Below are 12091 nucleotides of genomic sequence, written 5' to 3'. Positions count from 1 at the left end.
TCGTAGCAATCCGGTTTGGCCTAATGGCTGAACGACGCACCGACAGGAGAACGCAATGAGTTGGTCCGCCAAACAGTACGTCGCTTTTGAAGATGAGCGCACCCGTCCCGCCCGTGACCTGCTGGCGGCGATCCCCGCCGGGGACGTGCGTTCGGCCGTGGACATCGGGTGCGGCCCCGGCAACTCCACCGAGTTGCTGGTAGAGCGTTTTGCCGGAGCGACGGTGCGGGGGCTGGACAGTTCGCCCGATATGATCGAAGCCGCACGCAAGCGCTTGCCGCAGGTGCGGTTCGACCTTGCGGACATCGACACCTGGCAGGAAAGCGGCCCGTTCGATGTGATTTTTGCCAACGCGGTGTTGCAGTGGTTGCCGGACCACGCCACGTTGCTGCCTTCGCTGGTGAGCAAACTTTCTCCCGGTGGCAGCCTGGCGATCCAGATGCCGGACAATCTGAATCAACCTTCGCATCGCCTGATGCGTGAAGTCGCGGCTGACGGCCCATGGGCGGGCAAACTGGCGGGCGCCGCTGGTCAGCGAACTGAGATGGACAGTGCCAGCGGTTACTACTCGATACTGAAAGCCTGCTGCACCCGCGTCGATGTGTGGCGCACCACCTATCATCACCCATTGGCGGGCGGTGCCTCGGGTGTGGTCGAGTGGTTCAAGGGCAGTGGTTTGCGGCCGTTTCTCGAACCGCTGGATGAGGCAGAACGGGCGCAGTATCTGAAGCAGTATCAGGCCGCTATCGAAAAGGCTTATCCGGCGCTGGGCGATGGTTCGGTGCTGTTGCCGTTTCCGCGGTTGTTTCTGGTGGCGACGCGCTGATGTGAAAAAGGGACAGATGACCTTGAGAGTCATCAGTCCCTTTTCTTGACCGCCAGAATAATCGTCAGGACGTTTCTGCGTCCATGCGCCGGGCGATCACATCCAGCACATCGCAACCATCGCGCAGAGGGATGGAGCACAACAATGCGAAGTCGCTGAGAATCACCGAGTCAGTGCTGATTTCATCTCGCATCGCGAGGTTTTCGAGAACCTGCGTCACGGCACCGATTCGGTATCGGGCGCTGCTGAGCAGTGAGTGCAACGGTTGGGTGGTGTTGACGTAAAACGAGGGGAGGTCGTCGGCGTTGCTGGTTAAAGCCATGAACTCTTGCATGAGTGATTTCCGTGTAATTTTGAATTAACCACTCCATCGTCGCCAAACAAAGGGTGGCAGCTGTACGCGGGTTGGCGAACCGGGACACGGCAAAACCGGCAGATCCTAAGATCTCCCACGCACAGCTACCAAAAACAGGCAGCACAGTGCGTTCAAAAGCACACCGATTAACAGCTCGGAAGCTTCTGCACCGTATCGTCGAGTCGCCAAACCCGACACGCCATTTGGGCGCACTCGGACTATAGGTCTCATGACAAACGCACGGCAATGCGCAAGTGTACGGACATTTCCCAGTGTCGTGTAGGACATTGCTTTTTGTGCGTATTAACCGAGGAACTCGTCCAATTGATGATGAATTGGTAGGGCCTTGAGCTAAGTCGTCGACGCAACATTCAATGATTGCTGCCTAGCGGTTGGTCGATCTGATGTTTCCGGCTGTGGTTCTATTTTCGTTTATGACTTGCACTTGAGATAACTCCCCCATGGGGGCGGTTACGAGTTTGGGGTGATTCATTGGTGCAGTTGGAGATAACTCTGTAACTGCAGTTGAATGGAGAGGCTCGACAGGATTTGGGCGGATCGGTGGGGTGTAGGGTGGTGGTGGAGCATCCCGGAGCGCGGCGGCGTATGAAGGTAGATCTGTAACAACGGCTGAATATTCAGGGGGATTACCACCCCTGCCCAGCGACTGAAGCCATCCAGTACCTCGAGCTGTTGCTGCTCTTGTCGCTCTGTATGCCAACGTCAAACTGGCTGCACCCGCAGTCATCGCTCCGCTTGCGACAACCGGTGCTAGTAAAGAACCCGGGTTTGTAATTGCTACTGCCCCCAGCAGTACACCGGCAGCCCCCGTACCCAGCGCTCCTATTCCTTGTCCGCTGAAGCGACCACTACTGAGCAAGGAAAAAAGCATACCTCCCCCCGAGGACGTGCCACCAGCAACGGCAGCAAGTTGAGTGAGAATGGGCAAAATAGCGAAGTGCCCTGTCGGGTCACGATAATTGACGGGATCTCCAACGCAATACATGTAGGTGTTCAAACCACCCGCCCCGAATGGGCTCAACTTGTCTGGACTGTGGAAACGCATCAGTACCGGGTTATAGGCCCGATAGCCGTTACCCAGCATGTACCAACCCGTGTGAGGCTCTCTCAACTCGCCATTGAATCCCAGACGAGTCGAAAGCAGGTGGTCAGATATCAAGTGCCCGTAAGCGGTATAGCTCACGGCCCTTGCTTCACCTCGACTCACTTCTGCCAAAATGGATTGGCTCTTGCTGGTGGCCAGCAGAATCGTATGCCGACTGATGTCGTTGTTTCGAGGGGGCATCATCAGAGAGGTCGCTTATTTCTGCTGAGGAGGATAATTGCTGTTTTACACCCATTTCCTCACCTCATGAACTAGCAGAACTGATAGTCTTTGGGCTCACCTTCGACCTTGCATAATTCAATGCTCAGACACAATAAACCGGTCACTTGCGACCGGTTTATTGACTAATGAATCAAAGCCATCAGCCCTGCTGCAACACCTTGAGTGCCGCCGACGCCAGAAAGCCCGAACGGCTTTTCTCCTCCGGATGGTGCAGTACATATTCATCAATGCGGTTGAGCAGGTAGCCGGGCAGCGTGATGTTGAGCTTCTGGGCTTTGCCCAAGTACTTGGTCACGTCAATGTCCACCAACGCCCACGCGCATCCCGCATATTTTGGATCGGCAGCGTGCAAGGTCACTTTGTTGGCGGGCGGAATGGGCGAACCGTCTTCTGCCAGAATCTCGAAATGACCTTCAATGGCTTCGCGGGCCATCGCCATCGCGTCATCCAGATCTTCCCCGGCGGAAAAGCAGCCCGGAATATCGGGGACTTCAACGCCCCAGGCGTGCTCGTCGTCGTCCATTGAAATCGCAATTGGGTAAAGCATGTTCATTGTCCTCCATGGACATCGCCCTTGGTGCTCTGAAGCACAAAGGGCGCCTCGAAAAGGCGCCCAATCAATCATCAAGACTGCTCTGCATTCATGCGCCGAGCGATGACATCCAACACATCGCAACCATCGCGCAGAGGGATGGAGCACAACAATGCGAAGTCGCTGAGAATCACCGAGTCAGTGCTGATTTCATCTCGCATCGCGAGGTTTTCGAGAACCTGCGTCACGGCACCGATTCGATATCGGGCGCTGCTGAGCAGTGAGTGCAATGGTTGGGTGGTGTTCACGTAAAACGAGGGGAGGTCGTCGGCGTTGCTGGTTAAAGCCATATATTCTTTCATGAGTGATTCCTTGAATTGAGGAGATTCCACCACTCAGTGTCGCCAAACAAAGGGTGGCAGCTATACGCGGGTTGGCGAACCGGGACAAGTCGACCCGGGCCAGCGTGTACCTGCAATCGGGGCTCAACTTCAAACGCAATGCTCTGGCTCGAACCTTCATCCCGCACAAACTGCTGAGCCGCCAGGCCTTCGAACAGGTGGCCCTGGATTTCATCTGGTGCGGCAACACCTACCTGGAGAAGCGCGACAACATGCTGCGTCAGGCGCTGGGGTTATTGCCGGCGATGGCCAAGTTTGTGCGTCGAGGCGTAGAAGAGGGGAGTTACTTCCAGGTGCGTGGCTGGCGTGACGAGCACGAGTTTCGCAAAGACAGCATCTGCCATCTGCGGGAGGCCGACATCAACCAGGAGATTTACGGATTACCCGAGTGGCTGTCAGCGCTTCAAAGCGCTCTGCTGAACGAAGCGGCGACCCTGTTCCGGCGCAAGTACTACCAGAACGGCAGCCATGCCGGCTTCATTCTGTACATGACCGACGCGGCACAGAACGAGGACTTCGTTACGGATCTGCGTAGCGCCATGAACAGCAGCAAAGGCCCGGGAAACTTCCGCAACCTGTTCATGTATGCACCTGGTGGGAAGAAAGACGGCATCCAGTTGATTCCGATCAGCGAAGTCGCTGCCAAGGATGATTTCGGCTAGATCAAAAACATCAGTCGCGACGATCTGCTCGCGGTCTTGCGCATTTATCCACAACTGATGGGCATTGTGCCGCAAAACTCGGGGGGCTTTGGTTCGATGCGCGAAGCCGCTCAGGTCTGGGCGTTGAATGAACTGGAACCGCTGCAGGCGCGCCTGATGCAAATCAACGAATGGCTGGGCGAGGAAGTGATTCGATTCCGGGAGATGGAGTTTGGCGACTGACTCGGCATCGATTACGCAGGCTGGGTTACAAGCCTGCGCTTCCATCGTATGTCCAATCTAGTAATTTTCCGGCCATTTCCATTCATTAATAGGCTGGTATCTAGTAAGTATAAGCTTGTGAATTTCGTTGGATAACTTCAATGTCAAATTATTGATTGCACTGATTCTTGTGTACTTGTCTTTGACCAGTTTTAGCTTTTCGGAATCTATAGTTGATTTGTCACGAATCTGAGCAATGAGGTTTACACATGTTTCGGTAAACTGCATTTTTTCAACTGCAGGGTTTAGACTGTTGCAGCATTTTCCGTAAATAATGCCGATTTTTCGCTCGATTATGTTGCAGCGGTGTTCTATGTAAGAGCTAAAAAGTTTGCTTTTTGCAAGATGAGCTTCGTCATCGTCCTCTGCATCCTTCCAGAATTTGTAGTTTTCGTCCGCTATTTCTTGCAGTGTCTTTTCGATGCCTGCAGCAATCGTGTTAATTTCAGATTGCTTGTGAAGCGCTCTTGAATTTTTGAAAACAAATAGCCAGCCTGCTAGCATTACAATAATTGCCAGTAGTCCGCTTTCTGCAAGTATTTTTATGAGGCTCAATCGATCTACCTCATTTGCGCTGCGGGCTTGGCTTCATTAATATACTTCAGAATATTGCTTTTTACACTTTCGTATTCAGAGATGAAGGTCAAGCGACGAAGTACTTCTTCTTTGCTAAAGTTTTCGTAAATCACCAAGCCGGCAAATGCCTCGTCTGCAAATGAAGATGGGCATCCAAGAGTGTTTGTTAAATCTATAGTTACGTATTCGTACTTCTCAAGCTCTTTGAGTAAAAATTCTTTTCTAAAACGAAGCCCATTAGATTCGCCATCTTTTTCGTCACGACCAAAAGGCATGTCAGAGAAGTCGTTTCCGACATCAATTACTGTTCTCTCACCTTTCATCTTTCTTCTCCAGCATTAAGTTCCACTGAATAAGGGTTCCTTTAAAATAGGATCCTAAGGTTTCAAGAATCTCCTTGTCACCCTCAGTTCTGTACTCATAATGCCCTAGTCCGCTGTAAATTAACATCGACCCTTGGGGGTTTTTTTGGACAAAATCCTTCGCTTCAGTCAAACCTTTACCGCGGTTGTCCCGCTTGAATCGGGAGCGCCCATAGTCAACTGCAGCCTTAATGCTTTTTGCGTCTCCGGAAGAAAGCACTTTGACATCAAGAAGCCTGGAAATTGTTTCAATAAGTTCATGTGCCCATGGCTTAGTGCTAATGGTAGTTGGAATGCTCGCTCCCATATCATACATTGCAATGAAAAATTGATCGCCGACATGTTGCACAATAATCCACCAGTTCTGAAGTTCCAGAGGTACTGGTTCGTCAAAGAAGCTATTGTCATAGGCATGTTGCCATACGTTGGAAATTGATTCTGTTACAGCATTGTAAGCGAGCAGGGCGCCTTCGTGCATTCCGACTTTTTCTACAGCCTGCTGCGCGTAAATTAGGACCTTCTTAAGTTGCTTTCTATGGTATTCAGGTGCCACTGTTTGCGGCGGCATGGTACAAATTTCCATGGTGTCCGCATAGGCTCTTAATGACCTCATTCTGGATTCGCCGGTTAGGTTCCATAGTCCGAAAGTTCGAAAGAACATCGATACTTCTCTGGAACATTCGCCAGTCGTTTTAATTATGCTGTTATCTTTTCGCTTTTTTTGAATTTGTTCAATGTTTGCATATAGTACTAGTAGCGCTGATACTTTTACAGATTTTACATGCTGTAGGTCAATCAGGATCCGACCTTTCGAGGTTTCTTTTTCTAACGTTATTAGAAATTTAGCAAATGCATCATAGTTTGGCTCGAATAACGAAAATGAGGAAGACGCAGTGATGATCGTTCGGCCTAAAATTTTACGTCGTGAGTTTACGAGTTTATGCAAACTAAATTTACGAGGATTTCTTGCGTTTTGTAAAGTCCGACGAGACTTAAGTTCCTGCTTTAGAAAATCTGATTCCGTTCTCTTTTTCATTGGTTCCAACATCTCGGCGTGCAGATGCCCCTCATCTGGAGCAAACGCGCAACGATAGATCGGAGCAACGATGTGGTCAACGCCAATCGTGTTCATGATTTAGGTGCGATGCACCGAACCATTTCTGATCTGTCTGGATTGGTACCAGATGCCGAGTGGAGCTGTACGGTTATCCGGCCCTTTGTAGTTGAACTGTTTGGACATACAGCGTTTTGGGTTTTTATGGCTCGCGATCTGCCTCTATTCCGCCCCGTCACACAGGTTGAACTGCGCTACTTTTGGAGCAATCCCCCCGAAAGTCGGCGTCGTGTGCTCGAGGTTGAGCGCTACCGCCGCGTGATCTCACAAATCGATGCCCTATACAAAACGACAAATCAAGCTTGGCGCGATCACTTGGCGGCAACCTGACGGCCCTTCATCTGCTGCATCAGGTGATGACAGAAAAGCGCCAACGTCTACCGTAGGCTAAACAGAAGGAACAACGTCGGGATTGGCTACTTTAACCCTACGAATGCCGCTTCTGCGCTGTACCATGGAGAGCCTTTCAAAGAACAGGTCGTGAAACACCTTGAGATTTTCGCAGTCGTCCGGCTTAACGGCGTAATAGCTCAGTTTTCCAACCAGCCCGCAAATCCAATCGGCACATTGAATCGTTTGATATAGGTGGCTCTCGGCCTGGATAGGGGGCTCGACGAGATTCAAGCGTTTGTCATGACCGAACATCGAAAACGACGCTTGTTTCACAAGCTCATGGCGCATGCTGTTTCCGTCATTTTTTTGGTTCATATCGTCTTGTTGATCCAGGACGATCATGAAGCGGCTGTCGCGAATAGTCATTTCCTCATCGAGACGTTTGATCACTTCTTTCAGAACGTGCTTATACAAACCCTTGGCATTTGAATTGTCCGGATCTCGGTCCTTTTCAATGCCGACGTGAATAAAGAAGCCCCCCAGCTCATGAACCTTCAATAGCAGCCGATTAATCGCAGTGATTTTCTCCCTGCGCATATTGCTTTTTCCATTGAACTGGCTGGTTTTGAAAAATGATGACGCCTTCTCTTCAAACGAAGCAGGATGGGTACCCGACAGCTCGATTTTTTTACCCAAGAGGTTCTTCTTGAGGTTGAAGAAAAATGCTGAGAAAGCTCTGACGCTTTCGGCTGGAAGTACTAGGCCAGCGAGGCCGAAAACTGGATGGGTATGGTAAGACTTGTGGGTTTTTGAAACAAACGGACCGATGTGACCAAACTCGTCCAGGTAAGCGACATACATTCACGACACTCCAGAAACACGAAAGCCCAGTGTATAGAATACACTGGGCCTCGGAGACGGAGCGACTTTAATCGCGTCCTGGGTAGAATACTACGCTCCCCTTGCCAAAATGGCAATGGCTCTGCATTCAGAGTACTCACGGTTCAGTGGAGCAGCGAAAGCGCTGACTTCGCAGCAAGCCTTTTAGGAAAGGCATTACCCACGCAAAGCCCACCGCGGCCACTTCTCGCCTTTGCATCCACCGTAGAACTGTGAGGCTGCCTCATGTGCAGTCAGATTTTCCGGAATTCGATCTGCTGCATAAAACGCGTTGTCCATGCTGATCAAAAGCCCTGTTCCAGAATAGTCGTGTCTAAGTTTTCCTTCATCATCGTGCTTTGCAGTGTTGATCGCATTGGCGATCAACGCTGTCTGGACCTCGGTGATGAACTGATATTTCTTCCAGTCGAACTCTGCCACGTTTTCACTCCATTTGGTCAGCTTAGATATCCCAAGAGTCCAATCCTACGGGCGCTGCAGGCCAATTACTAGCAGTGCAACGACGTAGGCGAGGTACCCGCTGAATTGCCCTGTCGTGCACCGTATTGGGGCGTGATCATCGGGGTAGGGTGGGACTTCACCTGGCGCGCGCCGTCGTCCCCCCGCCACGCCTGCGGGCTAAATAGGGCGCTTTTTCTGCACGCCCTGCAGGTGCTGCGACGTGGGCCTGGCTGGGCTTGCTCTGGGATTGATAGGGGTGAAAAAGCCTGCGAATCCCTGCGAGGGTAGGCTGTTTTGAAGGCATGGCTGGAGCGAAGTCTCAGGGCGATTCTGAGAGCTCACTCGGGAAAAGGGTTAGTTTTTGAAAATGGGGGGAAGGCTGCTTTGCAGGCCCCGTGTTTGTTGGGCTTGGGCGCTAACTTTGAGGGGTTAGTTATGGTTAGGTTTGAGGTTAGTAAATCTTAAGATGTTGATTTATAAGGGTTTTATTGAATTAGTTTTTAACAGTTATATAGGTTAGGAAATTACCTCTCATAACCCTAGAGCTAACCTATGGCATCGACTGCAAAGCCGCGCAGCACAAGGCTTTCAGGGCGACCACAAAAAACTTACCGTCCTAACCTCTTTCCCGTGGGTCAACATGAAAAGCTGAATTCACAATAGGGAGGGCATGCGTGCATATGCTTACTCAAGAGCTTCTGTGTGCAAACTCTTTGGGTATTTGCGTTTTGTGAAGTACCAATTAGTCGCCCACATACCGGCAAAGCCGCCGAGAAATGAGGCTGCGATAGTGCCAGCACGCCCTAAGTCCGAGAGGAATTCAAGCCGTCCGCCCGAGGCGGCAAATAAGGCCCCTGATGCGGCTACGCCAAGGTAAAAAAGGAGATCGGGAATCTTGCCTCTGGTCGGCTTCTTCCGGGGTTTTGTACGAAGAAATCGGCCAAAATTTCGAGCGCCTCTGGGCAACCCTCTCAGGGTGCCTTTGATTCGTGGTTGCCGATCTGTACTGGTATGCAGAATCTCCACCACGGCGCCATCGTTCGCATCTAGGAAATCGAACGTGAACTCAACCTCATTCGTGTCTTCGCCAGGCGTCGTAAGGATGCGGAAATCATTGACTGCGCGACCGGTTTTAAGCACTGAAAGGGAAAGAATTCTTCCATCTGCTATGTGAAAGCGAAGGGGGTCTTTGTCGACGATGTCGCCACCCGACAAAGTGTTTTCGCCACTGTTCCAGATGATGATGATGGATTTGGTGAGACGAGGAATGCTGCTGCCGTTGTACTGAACGACTATCGCTGGTGGCAATGAATCTGAGCTACTGCCTAAAAGATGCTCGCCTAAATAGACGTAAGCCAAGCTAGTCCGCTGGCGCGCCAGTCGATACGTAACCACTGCGACAATGGTACCTACGAGGATGCTGAACCAACCTTGGTTCAAGATGCTCATCGCTTGATCGACCCACGGCATGACTGTATCCCTACAGGAGATGATGAAGGGTGGTACTTCGCGCTTGGTACGTGTTGCACAAAAAACAAAGGCCTGCATCGCTGCAAGCCTTTGTCTTTAGATGGTGCCGGCACCAGGGATCGAACCTGGGACCTACTGAGTACAAGTCAGCAGTCTTTGCCTGGACATCCAAACGTTCAAACGGCCCCCAAAACAGCCCCCATCTGAATACAGTCACGTGCATGCATAGCTGGAGGCCTTGAAAATAGTGGAGCGGGTGAAGGGAATCGAACCCTCGTTATCAGCTTGGGAATCTAATCCGCTTGCAATATCACATCATCACAGGGGATATCATTTTGGGGCTGTTGGCCAGTAGAATCGCGGCTCTCAGAAGGGTGAAACAGATCCTCTCGTCTCGCATCATCTCCCCTTAGTTCAGGCCAACTGTCACCAGGAACTGTCACCAGTGCTCACGGAAAAGCAAATTCAGGCGCTTAAGCCCAGAGAAAAAGACTATGTGATGTCGGACGGCCGCACGGCCCGCGGCGAGGGTGTCCTGGTGCTCAAAGTCCGGCCCAATGGGACAAAAGAGTTCTATTTCCAGCGGCACGTCGGCGGTAGAAAAGTAATGTCGAAGCTCGGTAGCTGGCCTGACATGAAACTCACGACGGCGCGAGAAAAATCACGGGGCGAAAAGGAGGTCAAGATTTCCGCTGGGACGTTCCAGGAGCTGATCGACTCCTACGTCAACAAGCTCGAAACCGAGCAAGCCGCGTCAGCCGGAGATGTGAAATGGTCGCTGAATCACTACGTCAGTAAATCCTTCCCGGACCTGGTGAAGCGTCCTGCCTCCCTTATCGGGCCTGCCGAAGTCCGCAACATCATTGCCAAGATGATCAACGACGGAATCACCACTTACTGCAATCGCGTGCGCTCACAGCTGCATGCGGCGTTTCAGATGGGTTTAGAGCAGGAGTTCAATCCGCGCAGCTATCTGAATGTGAAAGTGAAGTTCGGTCTGATCAGCAATCCTGTTGCCAGTGTGCCCGTCCAGGGTGACTGGGAACAGCCGGGCGATCGAGCGCTTTCCCCCGACGAATTGGCAACACTGTGGCAGATGTTGCCTGAGCATTTGAGTCTGGTGACGTCAGAACTCCTGAAGTTCCTGATCGCATCTGGTGGCCAGCGCCCAGAGCAGGTGCTGGCGACAGAGCGAGGGCAATACTTCGATGATCATCTGATCATCCGCAACAAGAAGGGTAGGGGCATTGATGGAGAGCGGTCGCTCCACGTCGTGCCCTATAACAAGTTGATGCGCCAGAACCTGAAAGCGATGAATGAAGTCAACGAAAACAGCGCTTTCCCTTTCGAGGGCAAGGCCGAAGGGAAGGGGTTGCACACTCAGTCGCTGTCGCGCGCAGTCACCAAACTCTACGGCCGGCACACGAAAAAATTCAACGGACCATTCACGCTTCGGGACATTCGACGTACCTGCAAAACGCTGATGGGCGTTGCTGGTTTAAGTAAAGAACTAAGGGACAGAATACAGGGGCATGCGTTTAACGATGTGTCGTCGAAGCACTACGATCGTTACGACTATTTCAAGGAAAAGAAAGCCGGTTTGTTGCGTTGGTCGAACTGGCTGCAAAAGAACGTGATTGACGCTCAATCAGCCAATAAATAAGACCGTGTATTCGGTTCTGATCGTGATCTATTTCGGGGGTTTAAGCGCCGTGAGGAGTCGCCAGTAACAGCGCTTTGCAGCGTTGACCTCACTACAAACCCTCCCTCTCCTACCTAACCATTGCCCACTAGCCATTCGAGCGAAACACCCCGATCTTCCCTTCACTTTTTCTTCATGCACCAACTCTACAGTCATGCCGATGCTGGGCCGAAACGAGACAGTGTCGCGTGCATCCAATCTGTGCGGAAGTTGTGGGCCATCTTCACGGTGGTAAAAAGACTTGAGCGAACCATTACCGGTAACCATCCCGAGTTCAACCAATGTCACGGCGTGCGGGCTGTTGTTTGTCACTTGGATCGTCCCATCCTCTTCCTGGAAAACGGTTAAAGATGTCCTTGTGCGCCACAAGGCCAAGATCGAAACGCAAAGAGAAACTACAGAGATGACAATAGGCACTGTGCTCATGGGGTGTCCCTCCAGCGTGGTGGTCGCTGGATAATCATGCCTGAGATCCAAGAAAAAAGGCCGCTTACGCGGCCTCGATCGATTTCTGCTTCTGCCATTCTCCCGGGTTGCTCTGCCATTCAGCGATCGCAGACTCCCGCCAGCCGACCCGACCCGCAGAGATGTTCACTGGTTTTGGGAAACGACCTCGTTTGATCTCGCGCCAAAGGGTGGCATGGGAGAAGGAAGTAACTTCCAGCACGTCCCTTTCCCTCATGAAACGATCAAGTTTTTTTGTCATTGCATTACCTCAATCAACAGGTCAGCCATGGCAAAAACCAACCATTCCGGTGATTGCCCACCATAACTCTTGTGAAGCCATGAAACCTATGCCGGCACAGAA

At 51.6% G+C, this 12091-nt stretch carries 14 protein-coding genes and 1 pseudogene; 4 read left to right on the top strand and 11 right to left on the bottom strand.

Annotation, left to right across the window (positions count from 1 at the left end; translation table 11 throughout):
• Positions 1 to 55 precede the first annotated feature (55 nt).
• Positions 56 to 826 (top strand): trans-aconitate 2-methyltransferase, encoded by a 771-nt coding sequence (gene tam, locus M5G20_RS23855; RefSeq protein WP_273921173.1) that lies wholly within the window; start codon positions 56 to 58, stop codon positions 824 to 826.
• 64 nt (positions 827 to 890) lie between these two features.
• On the opposite strand, the gene M5G20_RS23850 is transcribed toward tam, so the two are convergent.
• From M5G20_RS23850 to M5G20_RS23835, 4 genes are all read right to left on the bottom strand, one after another.
• Positions 891 to 1160, bottom strand: coding sequence for a short-chain dehydrogenase (locus M5G20_RS23850; protein WP_150705074.1), 270 nt, complete (start codon positions 1158 to 1160; stop codon positions 891 to 893).
• A gap of 406 nt (positions 1161 to 1566) precedes the next feature.
• A complete protein-coding gene (locus M5G20_RS23845; RefSeq protein WP_273921370.1) occupies positions 1567 to 2487 on the bottom strand; it encodes an RHS repeat-associated core domain-containing protein in 921 nt (306 codons plus the stop codon).
• A 181-nt stretch (positions 2488 to 2668) separates the two neighbouring features.
• Positions 2669 to 3076, bottom strand: coding sequence for a type II toxin-antitoxin system HicB family antitoxin (locus tag M5G20_RS23840; RefSeq protein ID WP_273921171.1), 408 nt, complete (start codon positions 3074 to 3076; stop codon positions 2669 to 2671).
• A gap of 77 nt (positions 3077 to 3153) precedes the next feature.
• Entirely contained in the window at positions 3154 to 3423 is a 270-nt protein-coding gene (locus M5G20_RS23835; RefSeq protein ID WP_273921170.1) for a short-chain dehydrogenase, read from the bottom strand.
• Positions 3424 to 3482: 59 nt separating this feature from the next.
• Between M5G20_RS23835 and M5G20_RS23830 the strand changes: the two are divergent.
• A pseudogene (locus tag M5G20_RS23830) lies at positions 3483 to 4346 on the top strand (phage portal protein); the annotation flags it as partial.
• A 57-nt stretch (positions 4347 to 4403) separates the two neighbouring features.
• Here M5G20_RS23830 and M5G20_RS23825 read toward each other — a convergent pair.
• Genes M5G20_RS23825 through M5G20_RS23815 form a run of 3 tightly spaced genes read right to left on the bottom strand, consistent with a single transcriptional unit; the run spans position 4404 to position 6455 of the window.
• On the bottom strand, positions 4404 to 4940 hold the full coding sequence (locus tag M5G20_RS23825; RefSeq protein WP_273921169.1) for a hypothetical protein: 537 nt from the start codon (positions 4938 to 4940) through the stop codon (positions 4404 to 4406).
• A 5-nt stretch (positions 4941 to 4945) separates the two neighbouring features.
• Positions 4946 to 5284 carry an STAS-like domain-containing protein gene (locus M5G20_RS23820; RefSeq protein WP_273921168.1) on the bottom strand — a complete coding sequence of 113 codons (339 nt, stop codon included), beginning with the start codon at positions 5282 to 5284 and terminating at the stop codon, positions 4946 to 4948.
• Positions 5274 to 6455 (bottom strand): hypothetical protein, encoded by a 1182-nt coding sequence (locus M5G20_RS23815; RefSeq protein ID WP_273921167.1) that lies wholly within the window; start codon positions 6453 to 6455, stop codon positions 5274 to 5276. The genes M5G20_RS23820 and M5G20_RS23815 overlap by 11 nt, the downstream gene beginning before the upstream one ends.
• Between M5G20_RS23815 and M5G20_RS23810 the strand changes: the two genes are divergently transcribed.
• Entirely contained in the window at positions 6432 to 6767 is a 336-nt protein-coding gene (locus M5G20_RS23810; RefSeq protein ID WP_273921166.1) for a hypothetical protein, read from the top strand. The genes M5G20_RS23815 and M5G20_RS23810 overlap by 24 nt on opposite strands.
• Before the next feature lie 57 nt (positions 6768 to 6824).
• On the opposite strand, the gene M5G20_RS23805 is transcribed toward M5G20_RS23810, so the two are convergent.
• From M5G20_RS23805 to M5G20_RS23795, 3 genes are all read right to left on the bottom strand, one after another.
• On the bottom strand, positions 6825 to 7631 hold the full coding sequence (locus M5G20_RS23805; RefSeq protein ID WP_273921165.1) for a DUF3800 domain-containing protein: 807 nt from the start codon (positions 7629 to 7631) through the stop codon (positions 6825 to 6827).
• Positions 7632 to 7826: 195 nt separating this feature from the next.
• A complete protein-coding gene (locus M5G20_RS23800) occupies positions 7827 to 8090 on the bottom strand; it encodes a hypothetical protein (RefSeq protein WP_273921163.1) in 264 nt (87 codons plus the stop codon).
• 705 nt (positions 8091 to 8795) lie between these two features.
• On the bottom strand, positions 8796 to 9581 hold the full coding sequence (locus M5G20_RS23795; RefSeq protein WP_273921162.1) for a hypothetical protein: 786 nt from the start codon (positions 9579 to 9581) through the stop codon (positions 8796 to 8798).
• A 445-nt stretch (positions 9582 to 10026) separates the two neighbouring features.
• On the opposite strand from M5G20_RS23795, the gene M5G20_RS23790 reads away from it, so the two are divergent.
• Positions 10027 to 11244, top strand: a complete 1218-nt coding sequence (locus M5G20_RS23790) for a tyrosine-type recombinase/integrase (protein ID WP_273921161.1) — start codon at positions 10027 to 10029, stop codon at positions 11242 to 11244.
• 529 nt (positions 11245 to 11773) lie between these two features.
• On the opposite strand, the gene M5G20_RS23785 is transcribed toward M5G20_RS23790, so the two are convergent.
• Positions 11774 to 11989, bottom strand: a complete 216-nt coding sequence (locus M5G20_RS23785) for a helix-turn-helix transcriptional regulator (protein WP_273921160.1) — start codon at positions 11987 to 11989, stop codon at positions 11774 to 11776.
• Between the last annotated feature and the right edge of the window lie 102 nt (positions 11990 to 12091).

The organism is Pseudomonas sp. TNT2022 ID1044, from assembly GCF_028656895.1.
Taxonomy (GTDB): domain Bacteria; phylum Pseudomonadota; class Gammaproteobacteria; order Pseudomonadales; family Pseudomonadaceae; genus Aquipseudomonas; species Aquipseudomonas reinekei.
This window is presented reverse-complemented; position numbering and strand designations above follow the sequence as displayed.

Bases quoted from the DNA above. Each gene is read 5' to 3' on its own strand.
- tam (WP_273921173.1), top strand. From the start codon at position 56: ATGAGTTGGTCCGCCAAACAGTACGTCGCTTTTGAAGATGAGCGCACC.
- M5G20_RS23835 (WP_273921170.1), bottom strand. From the start codon at position 3,423: ATGAAAGAATATATGGCTTTAACCAGCAACGCCGACGACCTCCCCTCG.
- M5G20_RS23845 (WP_273921370.1), bottom strand. From the start codon at position 2,487: ATGCCCCCTCGAAACAACGACATCAGTCGGCATACGATTCTGCTGGCC.
- M5G20_RS23820 (WP_273921168.1), bottom strand. From the start codon at position 5,284: ATGAAAGGTGAGAGAACAGTAATTGATGTCGGAAACGACTTCTCTGAC.
- M5G20_RS23805 (WP_273921165.1), bottom strand. From the start codon at position 7,631: ATGTATGTCGCTTACCTGGACGAGTTTGGTCACATCGGTCCGTTTGTT.
- M5G20_RS23815 (WP_273921167.1), bottom strand. From the start codon at position 6,455: ATGAACACGATTGGCGTTGACCACATCGTTGCTCCGATCTATCGTTGC.
- M5G20_RS23840 (WP_273921171.1), bottom strand. From the start codon at position 3,076: ATGCTTTACCCAATTGCGATTTCAATGGACGACGACGAGCACGCCTGG.
- M5G20_RS23850 (WP_150705074.1), bottom strand. From the start codon at position 1,160: ATGCAAGAGTTCATGGCTTTAACCAGCAACGCCGACGACCTCCCCTCG.
- M5G20_RS23795 (WP_273921162.1), bottom strand. From the start codon at position 9,581: ATGCCGTGGGTCGATCAAGCGATGAGCATCTTGAACCAAGGTTGGTTC.
- M5G20_RS23785 (WP_273921160.1), bottom strand. From the start codon at position 11,989: ATGACAAAAAAACTTGATCGTTTCATGAGGGAAAGGGACGTGCTGGAA.